Genomic DNA, 24,332 nt, shown 5'->3' on the forward strand with positions numbered 1-24,332 from the left:
TCCTTTCGCTGATACACACTGTCGTCATCCCGGCAACCGCCGGGCCTGGATTTCATGCGATGACAGAGAACAATGTATTGAACCCCCTGCAAAGCCTGGAGGCCTCCGGCCGGCGCGAGATCGCCGGCCAGGAGGCTTGGTTATTGCTGCCGCTGGCCAAGGGCGGGGCCCGGCTTGAATTGAGCTGGGAAGCCGACCGGGAGGTTTGGACTCTGCCCTCAGGCTGGCAGGGGTTGTTGCTGCTGGATCGGCTGAAGCTGACGGTGGCGTCCGGCAGTCTTTGTTTTCACCCGATCCGGCTGGAGGCGCTGGCCAAATTGCTGGCCTTCGTCGATGAGGCCAATGGCCTGGCGCCGTGTTCTGCCGAGCGGCATTGCGCGCGCTTGCCGCAGGATGATCTGTCTTTGTGGGCTGACCGGCGCCGTTGCGAGTACTGGTTTCTGAACCAGTTGCTGGAGCCTGCGGAGCCGTTTTCGTCCTTGCTGACCCTGTTGCGCCGCAATGAAAGCTATTGGCTGGTGCGTTTTCTGTTGGCGCAGTCGGCAGGCGGCGACAAATTGCAGGAGCTGGGCGAGCGTTACGGCGTATCGCGTTCCCATTTTCGGCGCTTGTGCCGCCACGCGCTGGGCAATGCGGCCAAGACTGCGCTGCGCGACTGGCGGATGGCGCGCTCTCTGCTGGACGTGGTTGAGGGCAGAGAAAGCCTGACTCAGCTGGCTTTGAAGCACGGCTATTCTTCGCAATCGCACTTTTCAAATGAAATCAAAGGATTGATCGGCGTTTCTCCACGCAGTCTGTCCAATATCATCCCGCTAAGCGTGAAATGAGCAAGTGTTTGTCGTACGCGTTATGGCTGGGATGCGCGCTGTGCCTGGCCGCCGGGGCGGCGGCCGCGCCGGAGCCGGGGGAGGCTGCCGATGGCGCTGGCTATGTGGCCAGAAAGGACAGCCTGCGTTCGTTTTTCGACGCGATCTCCTCCAAGTTGAAAAAGCCGGTGATTCTGAGCAAGCAGGCGGCGCGCAAGCAGGTCAGCGGCGAGTTCGACCTCAGCAATCCGCAGGCGCTGCTGGAGCGGATGACGCAGCAACTGGGGCTGGTCTGGTATCACGACGGCCAATCCATCTATGTCTACGACGCCAGCGAAACCCGCAACGCGGTGGTGGCGCTGCGCAATGTGTCCTTGTCGGCTTTCAACGGCTTTCTGCGCAAATCCGGCCTCTACGACAAACGCTATCCGCTGCGCGGCGACAGCCGCAGCGGGGCTTTCTACGTGTCCGGCCCGCCGATGTATGTGGATCTGGTGATCAATGCGGCCGGGTTCATGGATAAGCAGAGCGAAGGCATGGACCTGGGCCGTTTGAAGATAGGCGTGATCAAGCTCAACAACACTTTCGTCGGCGACCGCAGTTACGAGTTGCGCGACCAGAAGCTGGTGATCCCCGGCATGGCCACGGTGATAGAGAAATTGCTGACGGGCGAGGGAAAGTCGGTGCGGATGCTGCCGCCGCCGGCGCCATCCTTGCCTCCCTCGCCGGGGCTGCCTGCGCGAGCGGAAGACGCGGCCAGCCAAGTAGGCCTGCCGCCATTGCCGGGGCTGCCGTTGCCGTCCAAGGCGGCGCTGCCGGAGCCGCCGCCGCAAGATGGTCCAGCGGGGGATATCCGCGTGATCGCCTATCCGGACACCAACAGCCTGCTGGTGAAGGGGTCGGCCGAGCAGGTGCGCTTCATCGAGAATCTGGTGTCGGCGCTGGATGTGGCTAAGCGGCATGTCGAGCTGTCGCTGTGGATCATTGATCTGCAGAAAGAGGATTTGAACCGGCTGGGCGTGGAGTGGAGCGGGCAGCTTGCCGTCGGAGGCGGGCTGGGGGTGTCGTTCAACGGTTCCGGCTCGCTGAGCACGCTGGACGGCAGCCGCTTCATCGCGTCGGTGATGGCCTTGTCGCAGCAGAACAAGGCCAATGTCGTGTCGCGGCCGGTATTGCTGACACAGGAAAATGTGCCGGCCGTGTTCGATAACAACCGCACTTTCTACACCAAGCTGGAAGGCGAGCGCAGCGTCGACTTGCAGCATGTGACCTATGGCACGCTGGTCAGCGTGCTGCCGCGCTTCAGCGCCGATGGCCAGATCGAGATGTCGCTGAACATCGAGGACGGCAGCGAGGCGCGCGCGCCCGATTACTCCAAAGACAATAAGGACGCCGCCACGCCGGAAGTGGGGCGCACGCGCATCAGCACGGTGGCACGGGTGCCGCAGGGCAAAAGCCTGCTGATAGGCGGCTTCACCCGCGACGCCAGCAGCGACAACCGGGCGGCCGTGCCGGGCTTGGGCCAATTGCCGCTGGTGGGGAGCCTGTTTCGCTATCAACGCAAGGATTTGTCGAACAGCGTGCGGGTGTTTCTGATCCAGCCGCGCGAGATCGACTCGCCGCTGACGCCGGATGCCAGCGACTTGGCTGGCGGTTTGAGCCGGCAGGGCGGTTTGGATATGGATCCGCTGCAGCAGAAGTTGCGCCGCTACCTGGAGCGGCGGGAGGGCGCGGGCCATGGAGATTAACGCTCGCCAGCAGCATGCCTTGGGTTTGCGCACGCCCAAGCAGCAGGCTCAGCTGGACGCCAAACGCGATGCCAAGCGCGATATCCGGCACGATGCCCAGCAGAAAAGCGAATCGCAGCAGGCCGATGCGCAGATGAACGAAGCGGAGCTGGCGGAAGAGACCAATCCGGCGGCGCTGCTGCAGCGCGCCGCCCAATCCGCCGACGAAATGGCGGCGGTGCTGACCCAGTTCCGCAGCCGCCGCGATTACGACAAGAAGCGGGGCAATCTGGCGGATAGTTTCGAGCGGGTGCTTGACGAGGATGCCCTGCCCAAGGCTCAGGAAATCCTGCAGGTGGCCAAGTCGCCCGGCTACGCCGCCGAGGAATTGCTGCGCCGGGCGCGCTCGCAGTTTCCCGACGACAGCGATCTGGTGCTGGTGCTGCGCCAGCTGCTGCGGCGCCGGCAGCTGGACGAGGTGACGCGCAAGCGGCTGCAAGCGCTGTTGGACCAAGTGGAAGACGAGGCGGAGCCGCAGCCGCTGAAAGCCGGCATCAACTGCGCGCTCAAGGCGCGCTTGTTCGGCAAGGCGCTGGATTTGAGCCCCGGCCTGCTGCGCGCCAGCTACCGGCAGTTTCTGCAAAGCGAGGCGGGCGAGGCGGAGATCTATCAGGACTGGGTAGCCAGTTACGGCTACCAGCGCCGGGCGCAGGTGCTGGACTTCATCGAGGGGGCCTTGCTGGCGGATATCGATTCGCTGGATGCCAGTTGCTCGAGGCTGGAGTTCGGCGATCTGCTCGGCAGGCTGACCCAGCTGAAATTGCTGCGCTCCGCTGACTGCCTGTTCATCGGGCGCCTGCTGGCCAATCCGGCGGTCCACGGCTTCAACCCCAATGAGGCCGACTGGCTGTTTCTGCTGCTGTCGCTGCTGCAGCAGCCGCAAGAGCTGGACGAACTGCTGGCGGAAACCGTGGGCGATACCGCCCTGCTCAGCCGCCATGCCGACCGCTCTACCTTGCTGCATGCCTTGTACCAGGCCTGCAAGTCCTTGCCCGCCAGGCTGTTTCCCGATGAGGGATGGCTGGACGCTTTGCTGGACGAGTTTCGCCATCTGGCCGGAATCGCTTATCGACATGAGTTGGTTGAGCGGCGCAGAGCGCGGTGAGCCGTTTGGGAGAGAGCCGCCAGCCAAGCCCTGCCGCGCAGGATTTCGCTTGCTGTTTTCCCCTATCAAAGACGTTTTTAGCGTCTGATTTTCTGGATGAACGACGGTGTTGACTTCTTTGTTGAACGGCGCGCGCTCGCGGCCTGAATTGCTGATCCTGTTGTTGATGGTGATGATCATCGCGATGCTGATCATCCCGCTGCCCACCTACCTGGTGGACTTTCTGATCGGCCTCAACATCGTGCTGGCGATGCTGGTGTTCATGGGGTCGTTTTACATCGACCGCATCCTGAGCTTCTCCACCTTTCCGTCGGTGCTGCTGATCACCACGCTGTTCCGGCTGGCGCTGTCGATCAGCACCAGCCGCCTGATCCTGATCGAGGCCGATGCCGGCGAGATCATCGCCACTTTCGGCCAGTTCGTCATCGGCGACAGCCTGGCGGTGGGTTTCGTGGTGTTCTCCATCGTCACGGTGGTGCAGTTCATCGTGATCACCAAGGGTTCGGAGCGGGTGGCGGAGGTGGCGGCGCGCTTCTCGCTGGACGGCATGCCCGGCAAGCAGATGAGCATCGACGCCGACTTGAGGGCCGGCATCATAGACGCCGACGGCGCGCGCGAGCGGCGCAGCGTGCTGGAGCGGGAAAGCCAGCTGTACGGCTCTTTCGACGGCGCGATGAAGTTCATCAAGGGCGACGCCATCGCCGGCATCATCATCATCTTCGTCAACTTCGTCGGCGGCATCGCCGTCGGGGTGACGCAGCATGGGATGAGCCTGTCCACCGCGCTGTCCACCTACACCATGCTGACCATCGGCGACGGCCTGGTCGCGCAGATCCCGGCATTGCTGATCGCCATCAGCGCGGGTTTCATCGTCACCCGGGTCAATGGCGACAGCGAGAACATGGGCCGCAACATCATGAGCCAGTTGCTGGGCAACCGCTTCGTGCTGGTGGTCACTGCGGGCCTGGCGTTGGCGGTGGGCATGCTGCCGGGTTTTCCTCTGCTGGTATTCCTGATCCTGGCCGGCGGACTGGGCGGCTTGTTCTATTTCAAGCGGCGGGCGGCCCTGGCCGCCGGCGCGCCCGGCGAACCGGCCGGCGCGCGCGCGGTTTCGGGCGGCGCGGCTACCGAGCCAGGCAAGCCGGGGCCGGACAGCTCCTTGGGCTTGATCGGCAATCTGGACCGGGTGGCGACCGAGACGGTGCCGCTGATCCTGCTGGTGCCCAAGGCGCGCCGCGCCGAATTGGAGCGCATGCAACTGGCTGAGCGCCTGCGCAGCCAGTTCTTCATCGATTACGGCGTCCGCCTGCCGCAGATGATGCTGAGCGACTCCAGCTCGATGCAGGACAACCGCGCGGCGGTGTTGATCAACGAGATCCGCGCGGAAGAGTTCGCGTTGCATTTCGATCTGGTGCGGGTGGTCAACTACTCGGACGAAGTGGAGGCGCTGGGCATCCAGCCGGTATGGGCCGCGCAAGGCGCCGGGCAGTGCGCGTGGGTCAAGCCGGCCGAGGGAGAAAAGCTGGCCAAGCTGGGCTATCAGCTGCGGCCGGCGCTGGACGAGCTCTACCACTGTCTGTCCACGCTGCTGGCGCGCCATGTCAACGAATACTTCGGCATACAGGAAGCCAAGCACATGCTGGATCAGCTGGAAGGCAAATATCCGGACCTGCTCAAGGAAGTGCTGCGCCACGCCACCGTGCAGCGCATCGCCGAAGTGCTGCAGCGGCTGCTGACCGAGCGGATATCGGTGCGCAATATGAAGTTGATCATGGAGGCGCTGGCGTTATGGGCGCCGCGCGAGAAGGACGTGATCAATCTGGTGGAGCACGTGCGCGGGGCGCTGGCGCGCTACATCTGCCACAAATTCGCCAATGGCAACGAATTGCGCGCGGTGATGGTGTCGGCGGAGGTGGAGGACGTGGTGCGCAAAGGCGTGCGCCAGACTTCGGCCGGCGCCTTCCTCAACCTGGAGCCGTCCGCCTCCGAAGAACTGATGGACTTGTTTGCGGTGGGGCTGGACAGCCTGAGCATCGCCCACAAGGACATGGTGTTGCTGGCGTCGGTGGATGTGCGCCGCTTCATCAAGAAACTGGTGGAAACCCGCTTCCATGATCTGGAGGTGATTTCGTTCGGGGAAATCACCGACAGCGTGTCGGTGAATGTGATCAAGACTATCTGACGGGGGAGGAGAGCGCTATGCAGTCAATCGATATCGCGCAACTTTTGAACGCTGCCTTGCAAGGCAGCGGCTACGAGCCGGAGAGGCTGGCGGCGCTGGACGGCGGCTGCACTATCGCGCTCGAGCTGTGCGATCTGCCCAGCATGCACATCACCGAGCAAGAGGGCGAGGTATGGCTGTGGTCGCGCCTGGGGAGCCTGAACGATGCGGCGCTGGACCGCCTCGGCGGCAGTTTGCTCAAGTCGCTGATGGCGGGCTGCGGCTTTGCCCGCAGCGGCCAGCTGCAGCTGGCTCAGAGCGAGGGCGAGTTGGAGCTCAGGGTACTGTTGCATCCGGATTGCCTGGAGGATGGCCCCCATTTCGCGGCGGCGTTGAACGGGTTTTTCGACGCGCTGAATCATTTTCGGGAGCTGCTGCTGTGATGAAGCCCCCGCGTTTGCTGCGCCGCCTGGCTTATCCGCAGCGGCTGTCCGGTCCGATCCTGGAGGCGGCGTTGCCGGATGTGGCGATAGGCGAGTTGTGCGAAATCCGCCGCAGCTGGCAGGACCGCGAGGTGGTGGCTCGCGCGCAGGTGGTGGGTTTTCAGCAGGAGCGAGCGATCCTGAGCCTGATCGGCAACGCGCGCGGCTTGTCGCGCGAGGCGGTGCTGCAGCCGACTGGACGGGCGTTGTCGGCCTGGATCGGCGATGCGGTGCTGGGCGCGATGCTGGATCCCACCGGCCAAGTGGTGGAGAGATTCGCCAGCGAGCCCGCCAGCCATGGCGGCGACGAGCGCGGCATCGACGCCGACCCGCCGCCGTATTCGCGGCGCGTGGGGGTGCGCCAGCCGCTGGTCACCGGCGTGCGTGCGATCGATGGCTTGCTGACTTGCGGCATCGGCCAGCGGGTGGGCATTTTCGCCTCCGCCGGCTGCGGCAAAACCATGCTGATGCATATGCTGATCGATCAAGCCGAGGCCGATGTGTTCGTGATCGGCCTGATTGGCGAACGCGGCCGCGAGGTGACTGAATTCGCCGAGTCTTTGCGGCAGTCGCCCAAACGCGACCGCTGCGTGCTGGTGTACGCCACATCCGACTACGCGTCGGTGGACCGTTGCAACGCCGCCTTGCTGGCGACCACGGTGGCTGAATACTTCCGCGATCAGGGCAAGCGGGTGGTGTTGTTCGTCGACTCGATGACGCGTTACGCCCGCGCCTTGCGCGATGTGGCGCTGGCCGCGGGGGAGCCGCCGGCCCGGCGCGGCTATCCGGCATCGGTGTTCGACAGCCTGCCGCGCCTGCTGGAGCGGCCCGGCGCGACCCGAGAGGGCAGCATCACGGCTTTTTACACCGTTTTGCTGGAAGGCGACGACGAGCCAGACCCGATGGCGGACGAGATCCGCTCCATTCTGGACGGCCACATCTATCTGAGCCGCAAGCTGGCCGGCCAGGGACATTACCCCGCTATCGACGTGCTGAAGAGCGCCAGCCGGGTGGCGGGCCAGGTCTGCGCCGACGCGCATCTGCAGGTGGCATCAGGAGTGCGGGGCCTGATGGCGCGCTTGGAGGAGCTGCAGGTTTTCATCGATCTGGGCGAGTACCGACAAGGAGAGAACGCCGACAACGACCGAGCCATGCGCGCGCGCGAAGCTTTGCGGCAATGGCTGCGGCAGCCCTTGGCGCAGAACTCGTCGTTCGACGCCACGCTGCGCGGCATGCATGAGCTTATTGCCTAAGATCGGCGCGCTGCTGCGGCGCTGCCAGTTCGCGCAATCCCGGTGCCAGCAGGCGCTGGCGCAGTTGTCGCGCCAAGACGATGGCCTGTTGCGGGAGCAGCAGGCGCTTGAGGCACAGGGGCAGGGCGTGCGCCTGCTATTGCAGGCTCAGCAACTGGCCGGCACGGTCGTCGATCGCGGCCAGTTGTTTTCCTTGCAGCGCCGGCAGGCGGTGTTGCGACAGCAACTGCAGAGCCTGGCATTGCAAGGCGAGCAACTGCAGGAGCGGCGCCAGCAGCTGCAGTTGGAAAGAGAGAAACAGAGCGGGCTGAGCCGGCAATGGCTGCGCAAGGAAGACAAATATCAGCGATGGGCGCAACGGGTCCGCAAGCAGCGGCGATTGTCGCGGCTGCTGCAAGAAGAAGTCGAACTGGAGGAGCGAACGAAATGGAAACCGTGACGGCGGCAGGCAGGTGGCCGGCCGCGCTCAAGCCCGAAGAGGCCGAGGGGGCGGCAAGCAGTTTCGCCAGGCTGCTTTCCAGTCCCGACGCGCGCAAGCCGCTGAGGGGCGATCAGCCTCTGTCGATTTTACCGCCGCCATGCGGCGCGGGACGCGGCATGAATGCGATGGCGGAATCAAAGGCCGCTGTCTCGCCGGAAGGCGGGTCAAACCCGGACGCCAATCAAATGGGGGCTGAGGGTTTGCCGGAAACGGCAGGGCCATCGCCGGTCGTTCAGAACGTATTTCCCCCGCTGGACGATGAGGCGGCAAGGAACCGCAGCGACTGGCTTGCCGGCAGGCTGGCAAAGGGTAAGCGGCTGGCGTCGGGCTCGCATGCCGATGCAGCCGCCAGCGAGCCGCCGCTCCCTGCCTGGTCGCCGCCCTCGCTGCTGCAACTGTCGCAAGGCCATCGACAGAAACATGGCGAGCCATCCTGCAATGCAGCGCCGTCCGGAATCCGCTCCTCTGAGCGCGCGACGGCTGGTTTGGGGGCGAGGGCATGCGAAGAGCCATCCCGAGCATCTTTGCCGATAGCGGTCACGGCTGCGTCGCCGGCTGGCGGGAGGAAGGCCGAAGCGAGCGCGCCGCCAGTCATGGCCGCGACTCCGCGCAAGGCGTCAATGTCGTCGCCGTCGAGCGCGGCTGGTTGGGCGGACGGGCAAGAGAGGCCGGTGGATGGGCGGCGCGCGAGCGTCGGCGGCGCCGCTGTGCTGGGTTCGCCGCCGGCGTTGCCTGGGGCCCGTCGCGAGGAAGCATTGTCGGCAGCTGCCGCGCCTTTCCCGCCGGCCGGCGAGAAGGCGGCCGCAACAAGCCCGCCGCCAATCGCGGCCTCTGCCATCGGGATGGATGTGGCCGCGCGGGGGATGGCCGAGACGCCGCCGAGCGGAGCCGGAAATGCCGGCTCCGTCATCGGACAGGGCGCGCCGGAGCCGGGGAGCGCGGGCATTGTCAACGCCGGCGCTCGGGGCGGAGAGTCGGAGCGGGCACCGGACGCCCCGGGGCGGACCAAGCCTGCCGCCGGCGCGGCCGGACTCGCGCTGCCGGGCATGGCGCGCGGCGACATGGTGGCGAGCCCGATTTCGACGCGCGCTGGCCGCAAACATCATGAGGATGCCGCCGCCGCGGTTGTTGCCGGACGGCAGGATGCGCTCTTGCCGCCGCAGGCCATGGCCGCAAGCGATGGGAGCTGGGCTCCGCGGCCTCGAAGCCGGGCGGAGGGAGCGCCGCAATCGCCGCCGAAGGCCGAGCCTGAACAATCGTCCGGCATCGGCTACCGCTTTCTGCGCTGGGGAGGGGAGCACGCGGTGAGGATTCAGAGCCGGAATGGCAAGTTGTTGCTGCAGCCGTCCGACAGCCTGGTGCAGCAACGCCTGAGCGAACAGTGGCTGTCGGGCAACCCGCAGCACTGGAGCCTTGATCGCGACAACGGAGAAAGACAATCGCCAAGGCCGGCCCAGGATGAGCACGAGGAGGACGCCTGATGTTGAAACTGCGGCATGTGGACCGGCAATTCCAGGCCCTGCGCCAGACGGAAGACGCTTGGAAACGGCAAGGCTGGGAAGCCGAAATCGCTTATCCGTCCCGCAGCGGCAGATGGGTGGCGCTGAGCGATGAGGCGCGACGCTGGCAGGGATGGCTGCAGCCGCGGACCTGGCTGGAGAAGATGGCGCCGGAGCTGGCGGCGCTGGCCAGCGCATCCGGGGTGGAAGAACAGGCGGTCCGGTTGATCGCCGCCAGCGAACAGCCGCTGCGCTGGCCTATGCCGGAGCTGGCCTATCAAGGGCTGAGTCTGGGCCGGCTGGTGGACGGAAGCGAGCTGCCTGCGCAGGCTCTGCTGAAAGTGTCGACCGAGCTGGGGCCGGTGTGGTTGTCCAAGGTGCCGGCGCCGACGCATCCGGTCTTGGATTCGGCACGGCTGGAGAGCCTGCCGCTGCCGCTTAGGTTCGAATTGGGAAGAAGCCGCATCAGCTTGTCTTTGTTGCGGAGCGTTGGCCTGGGCGACATGTTGCTGGTCCAGCAGGCCGCGCCGCGGGTGAGTTGCCATGGGCGGGTGTTGGGGCGTTATCAACGGAGCGATGAGGGAATCGTGATGGAGTGGCAGACGGAAGAGGATCGTCCCGAGGACGGACCGGCAGTGGCGGATGTCCGCCAGTTGCCGGTGCGGTTGGAGTTTGTCTTGCAACAGAGCATGGTGACGTTGGCCGAATTGCAGCAGCTGTGCCAGGGGCGGTTGCTGCCGGTGCAGACAGGCGCGGAACAGCGCGTGGAGGTCCGCGCCAACGGCGCGCTGCTGGGGCGCGGCGAACTGGTGCAGCTGGATGGCCATCTGGGCGTGGAAATGACGCAGTGGCAGGGCGAGGTCGCGGATGTCGAATGATATTACCCTGATAGCGCTGATGGCGTTTGCCACGCTGCTGCCCTTCCTGATTGCTTCAGGCACTTGCTACATCAAGTTTTCCATTGTGTTCGTGATGGTGCGAAATGCGCTGGGCCTGCAACAAGTGCCTTCCAATATGACGCTTAACGGCGTCGCGCTGCTGCTGTCGATGTTCGTGATGCTGCCCATTGCGCGGCAGGCCTGCGATTACTACCAGGACGAGCATGTCAGCTTTTCCAGCATCGAATCGGTGCGCAACTTCGTCGAAAACGGCCTGGATGGCTATCGCGGTTATCTGCAGAAGTATTCCGATCCGGAACTGGCGCGCTTTTTCGAGAAAGCGCAGGCGCAACGGATGGGAGAGCCTGCAGGCGGCGCGGCTGCGGACGAGCCGCCATCCATCTTCGCCTTGCTGCCGGCCTATGCGCTCAGCGAGATCAAGAGCGCGTTCAAGATTGGCTTCTATTTGTATCTGCCGTTCGTTGTGGTGGATCTGGTGATCTCCAGCGTGCTGCTGGCGTTGGGGATGATGATGATGAGCCCGGTGACGATATCGGTGCCGGTCAAGCTGGTGTTGTTCGTGGCGCTGGATGGCTGGACTCTGTTGTCCAAGGGCCTGGTGCAGCAATACCTGGAGCTCGCCAGTTGATGCGGCCCGGCGTGGAGGCGCTTTCCTGCGCGGCATGGTCGTCCGCCCCATCCTATGGGACGCATCGCCATGAATGAAATGATATTCGCCAGCAACAAGGCGCTGTACCTGGTGTTGATGATGTCGGCCTGGCCCATCATCGTCGCCACCATCATCGGCCTGTTGGTGGGCCTGTTCCAGACCGTGACCCAGCTGCAGGAACAGACGCTGCCGTTCGGCATCAAGCTGTTTGGCGTCAGCCTGTGCCTGTTCATGCTGTCGGGCTGGTATGGGGAAACCTTGCTGGGCTTCGGCCGCGAGGTGATGCGTCTGGCGCTGAGCCATGGGTGAGGCGATGCCGGCCTCTCTGTTTTTCGACATCCATGGCTGGGCGGCCACCGCGGCGCTTGGGTTTGCCAGGGTCGCGCCTATTTTTTTCATCCTGCCTTTTTTCAACAGCAATGTGTTGAGCGGGATGGCGCGCACGGCGGTCTCCATGCTGGTTGCGCAGGGGGTGTGGCCGCATGGGGTGGATGAGCCGATGGCCGCCGATTCGCTGCCGTTTCTGGCGCTGCTGGGGCGGGAGGCTGCCATCGGCCTGTTGTTGGGTTGTCTGCTGGCCTGGCCGTTCTGGGTTTTCCATGCGCTGGGCAGCGTCGTAGACAACCAGCGCGGCGCGACTTTCAGCAGCAGCGTCGACCCGGCCAACGGCGTGGATACCTCCGAGCTGGCCAATTTTTTCAATCTGTTCGCGGCGGCTGTCTATCTGCAGGGCGGCGGCATCCAGCTGGTGTTGGAGCTGATCGGGCAGAGCTATCAGCTATGCGACCCGCTGCGCGACTGCGCTCCGCCGCTGACGCCATTGTTTAGCCTGATCAACCGGGTGATGGCCAAGGCCTTGGTGCTGGCCAGTCCGGTGGTGGCGGCTTTATTGCTGTGTGAAGCGGCATTGGGCCTGCTGTCGCGCTTTGCGCAGCAATTGAACGCCTTTTCTGTGGCGATGACGGTCAAGAGCGCGGTGGCGCTGTTGATCCTGCTGCTGTATTTCGCGCCGGTGCTGCCGGGGACGGTGGGGCAACTGGCGCTGAAACCCGCGGCGCTGGCGAATTGGTTGGCGGCGCCGCGCTGAGATGGCCGAGAAAACCGAAAAGCCCACGCACAAGCGGCTGAGGGATTCGGCCAAAAAAGGGCAGTCGTTCAAGAGCCGCGATCTGGTCGTCGCCTGCCTGACCCTGTGCGGGGTCGCCTATCTGGTGTCGTTCTCCTCCCTTGCCGAACTGATGGGCGTGTTCCGCCAGACGATCGCCAGCGGTTTCCGGCTGGACATGCCGGGTTACGCCAAGGCGCTGGCATGGCTGGGGCTGAGGCTGTTCTTGCCGATTTTCCTGTTGTGCGCGCTGGCATCGGCGCTGCCGTCCCTGCTGCAGAGCGGCTTCGTGCTGGCCAGCGAGGCGTTGAAGCTGAATCTGGACGCGCTCAATCCGGTGAATGGCTTCAAGAAGCTGTTCAGCCTGCGCACGGTGAAGGAAGTGGTGAAGGCCTTGCTGTATCTGGCCAGTTTCGTCGTAGCGGTGTTTGTGGTCTGGAACAAGCACAAGACGCTGCTGTTCGCCCAGTTGCATGGCGGTCCGCTGGGCCTGGCCGCTATCTGGCGCGAGTTGTTGCTGTCGCTGGTATTGACCTGTTTGGGTTGCATCGCGCTGATCCTGATTCTGGATGCGCTGGCTGAGTATTTCCTGTTCATGAAGGACATGAAAATGGAAAAAGAAGAGGTCAAGCGCGAGATGAAGGAACAAGAAGGCAATCCGGAGGTGAAGTCGCGCCGGCGCGAGGTGCATATGGAAATCCTGTCCGAGCAGGTGAAGTCGGATGTGGCGAATTCGCGCTTGATCGTCGCCAATCCCACCCATATCGCCATCGGCATTTATTTCAAGCCGGAGTTGTCGCCGGCGCCGTTCATTTCCGTGATGGAAACCAACCAGCGGGCTTTGGCGGTGCGCGCCCATGCCCGGAAGGTGGGCGTGCCTGTGGTTCGCGACGTGCCGCTGGCGCGGCGAATTTACGCCAGCCATCGGCGCTATGCCTTCATCAGCCTGGACGAGGTGGACGAAGTGCTGCGGCTGCTGGCGTGGCTGGAGCAGGTGGAAAACGCGGGTTTGCCGGAGGGGGATGACGCCGTTGAGCCGCAATGAGCGATTCTTGAATGTTTATCGTAGCCGACCCGGGTTTAATGGCTGGGATGATGCCCGCCGGCAATGGTTGTCCGGCGATCTTCTCCAGCCAGCTTTGCCGAGTTGGCGACCGTTACTTGGGAGCAGATTAATGAGTTTTACAGACAGCGCCGATGACGATCGCCTGGCGGAGGTGATCTGGCAAGCCGTGAGCGAGGGTGCCACGTTGCAAGACGTGCATGGCATTCCGCAGGACCTGATGGATGGCCTGTATGCCCATGCTTACGATTTTTACAACAAGGGAAGGCTCGACGACGCCGAGACATTCTTCCGCTTCCTGTGCATCTACGACTTTTACAACCCTGACTACATCATCGGCCTGGCTGCGGTATTCCAGTTGAAGAAGCAGTTTCAGAAGGCGGCCGATCTGTACGCGGTGGCTTTCGCGTTGGGCAAGAGCGATTACCGTCCCGTGTTCTTCACCGGCCAGTGCCAGCTGTTCATGCGCAAGGCGGCCAAGGCGAAGCAGTGTTTCGAACTGGTGCTGGAGCGCAGCGACGATGAGGCGCTGCGCGTCAAGGCCCAAGTGTATCTGGATACTTTGCAGGAGGCTGAGGACGAGCAGTCCCGCAGCCTGGAAAAGGAGCAGGCATGAGCGATGTGGGCACGATAGGCGGCCGCCGGCCGCCAAACCCCGATCTCATCAAGGCGGTAACGGACAGCGTGCGCCAGGGGGGGGCGTTTCTGAATGTGGCGCATGAGGCTCACGCGAAACTGTTGGCCTTTCATGCGGGCAAAACGGGTGGCGTGACGGTGGCGCGCGAGAACGAGACGGGCTCGCCGGAGTTGACTCCGCCTACGGACAGTTCATTGCCCGGACTGAACAAGGACGGCGCGTTCACTTACGTGGTGGGAAAACTGATCGTCCTGCTGGGCGAGAGCAGCCTGAAGGAGCTGGAGACCCGCCTGGCTACCTGGCGAGCGATGCGGGAGTCGGAAAAGGCGATGAGCACCGAGTTGTCGAAGGAGTTCGAAAAAGCGTTGGGCGAGTCGGAAGCGGCCACCGCGGCATTCAAAACGGCGACGCAGAACAGCGAAACGGCGAATGCCGCGGTCGCCGCCGCGCAGAGCAAGGCGGATGAGGCGAAGAGCAAGCTGGACAAGATGTCGCCGAATGACGCGGGCTACGCCGACGCCAAGGCCGCCCTGGATGCGGCGAACACCACGCTGGCGCAAGCCAAGACCGCGGCAAGCAATGCCGTCGACGCGGCCACCCAGGCTCAGCAAGTGGCGACGCAGAAGGCCGCGGTTACCGATGGCGTGGTCGACAAGATACACAACGCCGGCATAGACAGCGAGACCGCCAGGCTGGCGGACAAGGACAATTTGAACAATCTCGCCAAGTTGACCGAAGTGATGGCCAGGTTTTCCAAGCTCCTCGGCGACAACAGCGAAAGAAGCCTGAAAAACGAATTATCCCTGTTCGAAGCCATGCAGGACAGCCGGCAGAAGGAAATGGAGAAGAAGGCCGACGAGTACCAGAAAGAGGTGAAGAAGGCGGAAACCCTCAATACCGTCATGGGCTGTCTCGGCAAGATCCTGGGTGCGATCCTGACGGTGGTCAGCGTGGTGTCGGCCGCCTTCACCGGCGGCGCCAGTCTGGCGTTGGCCGCCGTGGGGGTGGGGCTGATGGTGGCGGACGAAATCTGCAAGGCTGTTACCGGGAAGTCGTTCATCGAAGAAGCCTTGAAGCCGCTGATGGACAAGATCCTCAAGCCCTTGATGGAGTTGTTGAGCAAGGCGATCACCAAGGCGCTGGAAGGTTTGGGCGTAGATAAAGGCACTGCGGAAATGGTGGGAGCCGTGGTCGGCGCCGTCATTGCGGCGGTGGTGATGGTGGTGGCCATGGTGGCGGTGGCGGCGGTGGGAAAGAACGCCGCCAGCAAGATGGGCGACATGTTGGGCAAGCTGATCGGCGACGCGGTCAAGGACATCGTGCCGCAGGTCTTGAAGGATTTGGCCAGCGGCACCGGCAAGTTGTTTTCCCAAGGCATGGAGCGCTTGACCAAGAGCCTTGGCCTGGGCAGCGACGAGGCGTCTCAGAAACTGGTGGCCAATACGCTGGATCGGGTGGTGACGGCCGGGTCGTTCATCAACTCCACCATTCAGGGGATCGGCGGGGTGGAGCAGGGGGTGTTCAAGAAGAAGGCCGCCGAAGCGCTGGCGGGTTTTTCGCTTGCCCGGGCCAGCATGGAGCAGCTCGAAAAGTGGCTGCAGCAGGCGGTGGAGACTTTCGGCAGCAATCTGAAGATTACCCAGGATCTGACTGTGAACATGTCCAACGTGTTCGAGCAAACCACGGATGCGGGGCGTTTCGTCCTAGGGCACACCCGCGCCTGAGCTAAAGGGAGTTTAAGAATATGACGGTTCACAACAACACTGTTTTCAATCCCAACCTTAACCAGGTTGTGGCTCCCACCGGCGCGCCGGTAGGCCGTGGTGGCGGCGTGCAGACGGTGCCGATGCCGCTGCCTAGCGATATCGACAACAAGGAAAAGAACGATGGAGGAAAGCCTCACCTGACCCAGCCCAAAACGGTGGTGACAGAGGAAAGCACCCGCAAGCTGAAAAACTTCATCCAGCTGAAAAGCGAAGAGCAGCCGGTGAAGGATGACGATAAAAAGCCGGATGGCAGCGGTCTCGATATCAGCCATATGTCGACGAAGTTTGCGGATACCCAGACCGAGCTGATGCATGCGTTGGTCAAGGTGAGAACGGCCGATAGCAAGCTCAACGGCAAGATGTCGGTCGTCAGCTTCGACGCGGCCAAGGCCGGCGCGGCGGCGACGGAGAGGGCCGGCCAGGACGAGCTTCTCGGCAGCGTGGCGCAGAGCACGCTGCAGGTCGGCATGAGCGCCACCGGCGCCGGGATGAGGCATGGCGGCTTGTCGGCTGAACGCGGCGTATTGAAGACCAATTCCGTCAGAGTGGCAAAGCTTGACAGCGAAATCAACGCGAACAAGATCAAGCTCGAGTCGCCGAAGGTGGAGTCTTCCAATCGGCAAGAGCTGATGGAGCACAACGGCAAATTGGAGATCAAGCGTCAGGAGGAGCACCGGACCGGAGAGGACACCAGGCTTGCCGCGGACAAGAAGAAAACCAGCGGCCAGCTGGTGATGGACACATCCGCCGCCGTCGGCAACGTGGCGGGTTCTGCCGGCCGCTATGCGGCGTCAACCGAGCAGGCGAACCAGCAGATTGCCCAGGCATCCAGCCAGGTGGCTTCCAACGCATCGGGCGAGGCGCGCGATCGCAGCCGCAGCACCGATGGAATCATCCAGGACGTGCTGAAGGTGCTGGATGGCGTGAGCCAATCCAATATGGCGGCGATGGGAACGGTGGCTGGCAATATCCGGGCGTGAGTCTATTCGCTCAATCCGTTCGGCCGCGCCGGCATCCGGCGCGGCGCTTTTCGCCCATGCCGCTTCGAGTTGGCTTGGCCTGCCATCGGGAGGTTTGAATGCTTGATATCCATCACCACATCGCGTCGGCGGGGTTGCCGAATTTGCAGGTTCCGAACAAGGAAGACGCCCCGACGCCTTCGGTCAAAGCCGCGCCGAACAACAACAGCCGCCCGGCTGGCGATTCCAAGCCCTTGGAACATGCGCTGACGGCAAGCCAGCGCTTCAGCGACACGCTGGCGCCGCTGTTTCGAGCGGTGACGACCGGCAAAACCTCGGCGGGGGATGACAATCAGCTGGCGTGGCATCAGCTGGACGGCCGCTTGCGCAGCCTGGCGGCCGGAAAGGTCGCGCTGCCGGCGCCGCTGGCGGAATCGTTTGTAGTGGGCGCCGAACGCGTTTTCCGTTCGGAGTCGCCCTTCGTCCGCTCCCAGGTGGCGCGAATGGCGGCAGGGTCCAGTCTTTCCAATGGCCATGACGATTTCGCGTTATGGGACAAGATTTCGCAGTATATCGGCCAGGTCAATACGGAATATCTGGGCGTGTTTCAAGACGCCACCAGCAAGTACGTCAAGTTCTACAGCGAATTCAGCGATACCGTCATGTCGCCGTTGAGCAACTGGATCAAAACGGCCAGTGATGAAAAGAAGGGCGAGCAGATCACGCTGGACACCGGCGCCTTGAGTAGCGCGCTCAGCGCTTTGAAAGCCAAGTACCAGGACGTCGCGCTGTGGAGCGCGACCCCGAATGGCAAGAATCATGATGGCGCGGTCGCGTGGGCCAAGCAACTGGGGTTGCCGGAGACCTGCGCCCAGGGGGACAAGGTGGTGATCGACATGAGCGCGATCGATCAGATGATAAAGGATCTGCCGAAAGAAACGACGATGGACAGCGCCAAGTTCCAGGCCTGGAAGGCGGGTTTCGACGCCGAGGAAGAAAAAATGAAGAACACGCTGCAGACGCTGACGCAGAAGTACAGCAATGCCAATTCCTTGTTCGACAACCTGGTCAAGGTGCTGAGCAGCACCATCAGCGCGTGCCAGGAAACAGCCAAGTCTTTCCTGCAGATTTGAAGCGGGAGAGGGCGTAATGCCTGCCGGAAGACTTTCCCGATCCATGTCGATGCCAAATTTGGGATACGCCAGCCAGCCGGGTACGGTCGATTCGAGAAGATCGTTTTCTCGCTTAGTGTCTCCAGAATTGCTCATAGGGCTGAAGAGTGTGAGCAATTGCCCGTCCAAGCCGATGCGGCCTAAGCCAGATTTGGGCGGCTTGTCCGCAGGCCTCGCCGCGCAGAGCCTGGAGGCCTTGTCCAGCTTGGGAGAGCCGCCGGGCCGCTTGCTGGATGTGTATCAAGGCTCCAGCAACTTCTACGCCAGGATGGAGGTGGCCGAGTTCGCCAAGGTGTTTCATCAACTGGTTCAGCAGCCGGATCTGGATGCGGGGAGCAAGTCGCAATTGCAGGAACAGGCGCGGCAATATGCGGCGCTGATTCTGAAGGATGGCTTGGGGGAGAAGTCCGCTTTTGGCCCCTGGACGCCGAAAACCGATAAAGGCTACCAGCTGCGCAGCCAGCTGGAGCATAAGCTGGCGCAGCATGCCGTTGCGCTGGAGGGGGGCGTCGGCCAGTTGAGCGAATCCTTCCTGACGCGCGAAGTGCTGCCGCTGGCGGGCGAGTATCTGGCGTATCAACTGGACGTCAGTCTGGATTCGGACGCCGTGCGCGATGGGCAGAAACGGTTTGAACAGGCGGCTCGCCAGGTCTTTGAAGACTTGAGCCAGGCGAGGCGGGAGTTGATGGATATCCATGGCGCCGGCGTCGGCAAGCTGGCGCGGGATCTGGATTTGATGGCCATGCTGCCATTGCTGTTGCGAGCGGCGCTGGCGCGGCCTGAAACCGAGCTTGATGCGGACCGCGGCCTGGCGCGGTTGAGCGAGGCCCCGTCGCCGCGAGGTGGCTCTGGGCTGGGCGATTTGAAGGATGAGGGGACAGAGGATGCGGCTGGAAATGAAGGATCTAGGCAGCGAGCGCGGAGCGTTGGAGGAGAGGGTGAGAGCCGTGTTGCACCTCACTCTGGGGGCGAAGATAGAGAAGATCCAGCCCGCGGCGAGGCTGATTGACGATTTGTACGCCGACTCGATGGAGTTGTTGGAAATGGTGATGTCGCTGAATGACGAGTTCGGCATTGAAATCGGCGCGGTGGATGTCGCGGGCATGCGCACGGTGGCGGATGTGCGCGAGGTGGTGACTAGGTGCTTGGCGAAAGCTTGGGAAATGGGGTGATCGTGCCCAAGGCTTGAGAGAGTTGAGGCCATTTATGGATGAGGCCTGATTTCAAGGCATGGCATGCATATTCAACGTGATAAGGGGAAGATGGATAATGATGATCAGTTCGCTAGCGACTGTTGGCGTCGCACAAACGCAGTCCGTGACTCCGGGCGAAAAAGTAATTTCTGTTTTGAATCAATTTGGGGTGGAGCTACGAGGCATGATCCATCCAGGAAATAAGCCGGAAGGCCAGGGGACGAGTGGGCCGGCATCTGCGGCGTATGCGTACGATATGGGAAATTTGTACACCCAATATCGCCAAAGCTCAGGTCTTTCGCCCATGCAGGCGAGCTCTGAAAGTACGCTGTTCCAGGCGGGCTTGGCATTGAAGTACGGTGGTGGGAATTGCGACCATTATTCCGCGCTTGGCGAGTTTTATCTAAGTCGTGTCATTAAACCCAAGCTTGAGATGGAGGGCTTGGCGACGATTGAAAGTTATGAGCGCAAGTCGGATCTGGTGGCAAAGCATTCGTTTCTTGAGGTAAAGGTTGCTGGCGTGCCTGGATTGATTGTTTTTGATCCTTGGGCGGCCTCCAGTCCGGATAAGGCGCTGGCAGGCTATGCCAGTGAGTATCAATTCGATGTGGCGGGTGGGCGGGGGGAGGGAGCAATTGCAATTGATAAATGGGGAATGCCAGACGAGTTCTCAATAGGCGATATCGACAACGTGACTCAGCAGCTTCGGCAATTTACCGATACTTGGGAAACGAATTTGCAGCAAAACCGCCCCAATGAGTATCAAGACATAAAGCAGCGAGCCGAGAGTGGAAATGTTGTATTCACCGCGTATGGCAATGATACCGGCTTCTCGCAGGGAATGAATGCCTATGCGGCGGGATTGCATCTAGGCGAGGGCGGTAGCGTCAGCGCTTGGTACCGAACGCCGATTGCGCCTCCTGTATTGGCAAGGCAGGATTCCGATGAAAGCATGAAATCCCATCAGAGCTCTAATTCGGATATGAGTATCACTTGATCAGTGGAGTGCTGGGATGGTTGAGCATCAAGGCATAGGCGCAGCCGGCAGGCGCGGGGGCGCCGGTTGGGTGGGCGGCGTGAACGCGCCGTCGACCGGCTGGAGCGGCTCCGGGCGCGCGGGGGCTGGTCATGAGCAGCCGTCCGCAGCGGGGCTTGCCCGCGCGCTGCGCGAAGGCGAGTTCCGCATGCACTACCAGCCGCAGCTGGATTGCCGCAGCGGGCGCGTGATCGGCGCCGAGGCCTTGATGCGCTGGAACAGCCGCGCTTTGGGGCGGTGGGTGAGTCCGGCGGATTTCATTCCGTTGGCGGAGCGGGATGGCTTCATTGTCGAGCTGGGCGACTGGAGCATGGGGCGCGTCATGCGGACATTGCGCGCCTGGCAGGATGCGGGGTGTTTGCCGACGGGCTTCAAGATGGCGATCAATCTGTCGGCGAGGCAGCTCACGCCCGCCTTGCCGGAGAGAGTGGCATGCCTGCTCGGCGAAACCGGCATTGCGCCCTCGTTGATCGAGCTGGAAATCACCGAGTCGTACTTTTCTCCCGATATGGCGGGGATGGCCGATATCGCCCACCAACTGCGTCGGCTCGGACTGAGGCTGGCGATCGACGATTTCGGAACCGGTTATTCCATACTGGCTCATCTGCGCCATATCCCGGCCAACACGGTCAAGATAGACCGCGGCCTTACCCGGAAGGTTTTGAGCGTCGAACGCGACCATATCATCATGCGCAACCTGATTCGGATGATTCGCGATCTGGGCATGCAAAGCGTGTGCGAAGGCGTGGAGACGGCGGAGGAGTTGGCCGCGCTCCGGGAAATGGGCGCGGATGCCTGGCAAGGCTTTCTGTCCACGCCTGCCGTGCCGGCGGAGGAGTTCATCGGTTTTTTGGCGCTTGCGCCGCTGAAGCGCGCCGGATGACTTGACGGTTTCGCCGGAGCTGGAGGGGAGGCGTTGCCGCGCCTGGTTTGAAACGGGCATGCTTACGCGGTTAAGCCAGTCGAATGCCGACTGGCTTTTTCTATTTGCTGCTTCGGATGAGAGGCTGGGCAAGGGCGAACCGCGCGCTTGGCAGCCATCCAAGGAGAATGAGGCCGGTCTAGGGGCTGCGGTATACTCCAATCATTCCAAGCGGCGTATCGCATATCGTATTGAGGTGTAAATGACTGAACAACAATCGCTTCTTCCGGCAGAGCATAAGGCTTCGGCGCAGGAGTCGCCTATGGCTTCCAGGCTGCCGAGAGTCCTTTCCTTCCCGATGGACAGGCCGATTCTCGGGCGCGATCTGGACACATTCAAGGATTACTTCGGCGCTACGGTGGCGCAGGCTTTGGCCGCGTTGGGCATACAGACGCACGGCCGCTGGTCCACCATCGTCAAGAAGAACGCCGAGCGGCCGGTGGATGGCGCCATCGCCAACCTGGTGCGTTGGTATGCGGCCCACCCGGAGCGGTTTCCATTCGGGCAAGTGGATATGCCGACGCTGCGGCTGCGGCTGGCGATCAATCAGGATTCTTTCGCTCAATTGTTCGGCCGGCGCAAGGTGGCGGTATCGCATTGGGAGCGCAAGCAGGTGAAGCCCGAGCCGCAGGTGCAGATCATCGCGCGCGAGGTGGACGATCTGTTGAAGTCATACGAGCACCAAGCGGAGAGCGAACGGGACGGCTCGCCGCGCATGATCGTGCAACACCTGCTGTACAGGCTGGAGGAGCTGGAGCAGGACGATGGTCCGACGCGAAAGGAAGATATTTTGGCGGCTATCCGCGAAACGCTGCGAATGGAGGAAAAAAACATCGAGCTCAAGCAGGAGGCCTCCACGCGCGGCTTGGATATGCTGCATGAGTTCATGGATATCGCGTCATTGAACGCTTCGCTGATACCCGCGCCGGCGCCGCGGCGCAAGAGCGTGCAGCCGGTTCCGGCTGCCGCCGGCGAGGCGTAGCCGTCAGGATCGATGCTCAGCCGCGCCCGGCCAGCTCTCCCGCCAGTTCCCCAACCCGGACCAGCGCCCGCTGGTAGGCATCGTTCCACGGATAGCAGCACGACAGCCGCAGGCAGTTGCGGTAACGCCCTTTGGCCGAGTACATCGCGCCGGGCACCACGGTGATGCGCTCGGCCAGCGCGGCGCGGAACAGCTCCATGGTGTCGGCGTGGCTGGGCAGCTCCACCCACAGCAGGCAGCCGCCTGAGGGCAGGGTGGCGCGGGTGCCGTCCGGGAAGTGCTGGGCCACCGCGCCGCGCAGTTTTTCCATCTGGCTGATGAAGTGGCGGCGGATCAGCCGCAGGTGGTGGTCGTAGCCGCCGCTTTCCAGATATTCGGCCAGCGTTTCCTCCAAGAGCGCCGGCTGGCCCAGGCTGCTGGAGAATTTCAGCCGCCGCACCTCGCTGAGGAAGCGGCCCGGGGCGATCCAGCCGATGCGGAAGCCGGGCGCCAATGTCTTGCTGTAGCTGGAGCACAAAAGCACCCAACCGTCGCGGTCGTAAGCCTTGACCGCGTCCGGCGTCGCGGCGCCGTAGAACAGCTCGGCGTGCGGCGCGTCCTCGATCAGCGGCACCTGGTAGTCGTTGACCAGTTGCGCCAGCCGCCGCTTGGCCTCGGGCGGCATGGTGCTGCCCAATGGATTGTGCACGGTGGGCATGGCAACAATGGCGTTCAGCCGCTTTTCCGACAACAACAGCTCCAGCGCGTCCAGCGCCAGTCCGCTGGTGGGGTGGGTGGGGATTTCGATCACCGCCAGGCCCAGGTCCTTCAGCATCGGCAGCAAGGCGAAATAGGTGGGCGACTCCACGCCCACGGTGTCGCCCGGCTTGCAGACGGCCCTGAGCGCCAGTTGCAGCGCCTCGGTGCAGCCGTTGCTGATCACCAGCTCGTCCGCCGCCAGTACGCAGCCCCAGCTGACCGCGCGCTGGGCGATCTGCCGCCGCAGCCGCTCGGAGCCTGGCGGGAAGGGGTAGTCGGTGGTCAGCTCCGGCTGCTGGCGCAGCAGCCGGCCCATGATGTGCTTGAAGCGGGTGGTGGGGTAGAAGTCGCTGCCGCGCGGGCTGGCGAGCGACAGGTCGATGAAGTCGGCCTGGTTCTGCACGCCCATCACCGCTTCGATCTGGTCCACCACCTCGCCGGTGTGGTGGACGGCGCTCTGGCGGCGCATCCGCGGCAGCGGCAGGCTGGCGGCGGATTTGACGTAGAAGCCGGATTGCGGCCGGGCCTCGATCAGGCCGCGGTCTTCCAGCATGCGGTAGGTCTGCAGGATGGTGGACGGGCTGACCTTGTGCATCGCGCAGGCCTTGCGCACCGAGGGCAGGCGCTCGCCCGGGCGCACGGTGCCGTTCTGGATCAGCTCCGTCCATTCGTTGACCAGTTGCTGGTACAGCGTTTCGCCGCTCATGCGGGGCTCCTCGTCTTGCGTGGGGTACAGGATGGTCCGGTCGTCGGTACAGTTTTGCATGAAACCGATCATAACAGTTTGGTCAATTCCAAACTGTTATGGTCTCAATTCTATTTTTCTGAATCTGTAATTGTCCAGCCGAAACGCCTAACATGATGGCCTTGAGTCGGGGGACTGCCCCGCATGCGCCGGCAGCCTGCCGGTTGTGGTTTCAGGAGTCGTCATGAATCTGCTTGCGCTTGTCACTTACCTGCTGGTGATGTCCATTACCCCGGGTCCCAATAATCTGGTGCTGGCCTCGTCCGGCGTCAATTTCGGCTTCTCCCGCACGCTGCCGTCCTTGCTGGGCATGGCGCTGGGCCTGTCGCTGCAGATCGGCCTGCTGTCGCTGTTCCTGGGCGCGCTGATGTCGTTGATGGCGTCCTTGCAGCTTTACCTGGCCGTCGCCGGCTGCGCCTATCTGCTGTGGCTGTCGTGGAATCTGGCGCGCGCCGGCAAGGCCAAGGCGGGCGACGCCGGCGCCCGGCCGATGGGTTTCTGGGGCGGTCTGATGTTCAACTGGCTGAATCCCAAGGTATGGCTGATGGGCTTCAATCTGGTGATGGTGTTTTTGCCGGCGCAGATGAACCCCTGGCACGCGGCCGGCGTGTTCGCGCTGGTGTCTTTCGTCACCAGCCTGCCGTGCATCGCGGTGTGGGCCGGCTCCGGCGTCGCCATCCGCCGCTTCCTGGATTCGCCGCTGCGGCTGCGGGCCTTCAATTGCGGCATGGCCGCGATGCTGGCGCTGACCGCGGTATGGCTGTTGGCGGAGATGCTGCCAGCCCATTCGCTGGCCGCCTTGATGGTCTAAACCCCGTTTTTTCCTGAGCCCGCGTTTGCGGGCTTTTTTGTTGGCGGCGTACAATAGCGCCTTTGTGTTTTTCTCAGAGTC

24 protein-coding genes are annotated in these 24,332 nt (G+C 62.9%); 23 read left to right on the top strand and 1 reads right to left on the bottom strand.

Going from position 1 to position 24,332, the window contains the following annotated elements; all coding sequences use genetic code 11:
* Nucleotides 1–59: 59 nt before the first annotated feature.
* From invF to VA599_RS13065, 22 genes are all read left to right on the top strand, one after another.
* Nucleotides 60–827 (top strand): AraC family transcriptional regulator InvF, encoded by a 768-nt coding sequence (gene invF, locus VA599_RS12960; protein WP_346788900.1) that lies wholly within the window; start codon nucleotides 60–62, stop codon nucleotides 825–827.
* On the top strand, nucleotides 824–2,554 hold the full coding sequence (gene sctC / locus VA599_RS12965) for a type III secretion system outer membrane ring subunit SctC (RefSeq protein WP_104946868.1): 1,731 nt from the start codon (nucleotides 824–826) through the stop codon (nucleotides 2,552–2,554). Before invF ends, sctC begins: the two co-directional genes overlap by 4 nt.
* Entirely contained in the window at nucleotides 2,544–3,698 is a 1,155-nt protein-coding gene (locus VA599_RS12970; RefSeq protein WP_346788902.1) for a YopN/LcrE/InvE/MxiC type III secretion system gatekeeper, read from the top strand. The genes sctC and VA599_RS12970 overlap by 11 nt, the downstream gene beginning before the upstream one ends.
* Before the next feature lie 106 nt (nucleotides 3,699–3,804).
* Nucleotides 3,805–5,880, top strand: coding sequence for an EscV/YscV/HrcV family type III secretion system export apparatus protein (locus VA599_RS12975; protein ID WP_104946870.1), 2,076 nt, complete (start codon nucleotides 3,805–3,807; stop codon nucleotides 5,878–5,880).
* Nucleotides 5,881–5,897: 17 nt separating this feature from the next.
* Nucleotides 5,898–6,302 (top strand): InvB/SpaK family type III secretion system chaperone, encoded by a 405-nt coding sequence (locus VA599_RS12980; protein ID WP_346788903.1) that lies wholly within the window; start codon nucleotides 5,898–5,900, stop codon nucleotides 6,300–6,302.
* Entirely contained in the window at nucleotides 6,302–7,594 is a 1,293-nt protein-coding gene (gene sctN / locus VA599_RS12985; RefSeq protein WP_346788905.1) for a type III secretion system ATPase SctN, read from the top strand. Before VA599_RS12980 ends, sctN begins: the two co-directional genes overlap by 1 nt.
* Nucleotides 7,578–8,033 carry a hypothetical protein gene (locus tag VA599_RS12990; protein WP_346788906.1) on the top strand — a complete coding sequence of 152 codons (456 nt, stop codon included), beginning with the start codon at nucleotides 7,578–7,580 and terminating at the stop codon, nucleotides 8,031–8,033. Before sctN ends, VA599_RS12990 begins: the two co-directional genes overlap by 17 nt.
* Nucleotides 8,021–9,556, top strand: coding sequence for a SpaN/EivJ family type III secretion system needle length determinant (locus tag VA599_RS12995; protein ID WP_346788907.1), 1,536 nt, complete (start codon nucleotides 8,021–8,023; stop codon nucleotides 9,554–9,556). Before VA599_RS12990 ends, VA599_RS12995 begins: the two co-directional genes overlap by 13 nt.
* Nucleotides 9,556–10,452 (top strand): YscQ/HrcQ family type III secretion apparatus protein, encoded by an 897-nt coding sequence (locus VA599_RS13000; RefSeq protein ID WP_021477903.1) that lies wholly within the window; start codon nucleotides 9,556–9,558, stop codon nucleotides 10,450–10,452. The genes VA599_RS12995 and VA599_RS13000 overlap by 1 nt, the downstream gene beginning before the upstream one ends.
* Nucleotides 10,442–11,101, top strand: coding sequence for an EscR/YscR/HrcR family type III secretion system export apparatus protein (locus VA599_RS13005; protein WP_021477904.1), 660 nt, complete (start codon nucleotides 10,442–10,444; stop codon nucleotides 11,099–11,101). The genes VA599_RS13000 and VA599_RS13005 overlap by 11 nt, the downstream gene beginning before the upstream one ends.
* 69 nt (nucleotides 11,102–11,170) lie before the next feature.
* A complete protein-coding gene (locus tag VA599_RS13010; RefSeq protein WP_031296613.1) occupies nucleotides 11,171–11,431 on the top strand; it encodes an EscS/YscS/HrcS family type III secretion system export apparatus protein in 261 nt (86 codons plus the stop codon).
* A 4-nt stretch (nucleotides 11,432–11,435) separates the two neighbouring features.
* Nucleotides 11,436–12,209, top strand: a complete 774-nt coding sequence (gene sctT / locus VA599_RS13015) for a type III secretion system export apparatus subunit SctT (protein WP_031296614.1) — start codon at nucleotides 11,436–11,438, stop codon at nucleotides 12,207–12,209.
* Nucleotide 12,210: 1 nt separating this feature from the next.
* Entirely contained in the window at nucleotides 12,211–13,272 is a 1,062-nt protein-coding gene (locus VA599_RS13020; protein WP_021477907.1) for an EscU/YscU/HrcU family type III secretion system export apparatus switch protein, read from the top strand.
* 130 nt (nucleotides 13,273–13,402) lie between these two features.
* Entirely contained in the window at nucleotides 13,403–13,906 is a 504-nt protein-coding gene (gene sicA, locus VA599_RS13025) for a type III secretion system translocator chaperone SicA (RefSeq protein WP_021477908.1), read from the top strand.
* Nucleotides 13,903–15,651 carry a type III secretion system translocon subunit SseC family protein gene (gene sctE, locus VA599_RS13030; protein WP_346788908.1) on the top strand — a complete coding sequence of 583 codons (1,749 nt, stop codon included), beginning with the start codon at nucleotides 13,903–13,905 and terminating at the stop codon, nucleotides 15,649–15,651. The genes sicA and sctE overlap by 4 nt, the downstream gene beginning before the upstream one ends.
* 20 nt (nucleotides 15,652–15,671) lie before the next feature.
* Nucleotides 15,672–16,673, top strand: a complete 1,002-nt coding sequence (locus VA599_RS13035) for an IpaC/SipC family type III secretion system effector (protein ID WP_346788909.1) — start codon at nucleotides 15,672–15,674, stop codon at nucleotides 16,671–16,673.
* Between the two features lie 98 nt (nucleotides 16,674–16,771).
* A complete protein-coding gene (locus tag VA599_RS13040) occupies nucleotides 16,772–17,785 on the top strand; it encodes an IpaD/SipD/SspD family type III secretion system needle tip protein (protein ID WP_346788910.1) in 1,014 nt (337 codons plus the stop codon).
* Nucleotides 17,786–17,984: 199 nt separating this feature from the next.
* Nucleotides 17,985–18,833, top strand: a complete 849-nt coding sequence (locus VA599_RS13045; RefSeq protein ID WP_346788911.1) for a hypothetical protein — start codon at nucleotides 17,985–17,987, stop codon at nucleotides 18,831–18,833.
* The gene (locus VA599_RS13050; protein ID WP_234004356.1) at nucleotides 18,721–18,996 is read left to right on the top strand and encodes an acyl carrier protein; all 276 of its coding nucleotides are present in this window, start codon (nucleotides 18,721–18,723) and stop codon (nucleotides 18,994–18,996) included. The genes VA599_RS13045 and VA599_RS13050 overlap by 113 nt, the downstream gene beginning before the upstream one ends.
* A 97-nt stretch (nucleotides 18,997–19,093) precedes the next feature.
* The gene (locus VA599_RS13055) at nucleotides 19,094–20,014 is read left to right on the top strand and encodes a hypothetical protein (protein ID WP_152526956.1); all 921 of its coding nucleotides are present in this window, start codon (nucleotides 19,094–19,096) and stop codon (nucleotides 20,012–20,014) included.
* A gap of 16 nt (nucleotides 20,015–20,030) precedes the next feature.
* On the top strand, nucleotides 20,031–20,936 hold the full coding sequence (locus tag VA599_RS13060; protein ID WP_021477915.1) for an EAL domain-containing protein: 906 nt from the start codon (nucleotides 20,031–20,033) through the stop codon (nucleotides 20,934–20,936).
* A gap of 301 nt (nucleotides 20,937–21,237) precedes the next feature.
* A complete protein-coding gene (locus VA599_RS13065) occupies nucleotides 21,238–21,957 on the top strand; it encodes a hypothetical protein (RefSeq protein ID WP_021477917.1) in 720 nt (239 codons plus the stop codon).
* A 16-nt stretch (nucleotides 21,958–21,973) separates the two neighbouring features.
* On the opposite strand, the gene VA599_RS13070 is transcribed toward VA599_RS13065, so the two are convergent.
* Entirely contained in the window at nucleotides 21,974–23,461 is a 1,488-nt protein-coding gene (locus VA599_RS13070; RefSeq protein WP_235047860.1) for an aminotransferase-like domain-containing protein, read from the bottom strand.
* Nucleotides 23,462–23,624: 163 nt separating this feature from the next.
* Between VA599_RS13070 and VA599_RS13075 the strand changes: the two genes are divergently transcribed.
* On the top strand, nucleotides 23,625–24,251 hold the full coding sequence (locus VA599_RS13075) for a LysE family translocator (protein WP_021477919.1): 627 nt from the start codon (nucleotides 23,625–23,627) through the stop codon (nucleotides 24,249–24,251).
* Nucleotides 24,252–24,332 lie beyond the last annotated feature (81 nt).

Origin of the sequence: Chromobacterium indicum, assembly GCF_039708975.1 — a bacterium.
Lineage (GTDB): Bacteria > Pseudomonadota > Gammaproteobacteria > Burkholderiales > Chromobacteriaceae > Chromobacterium > Chromobacterium piscinae.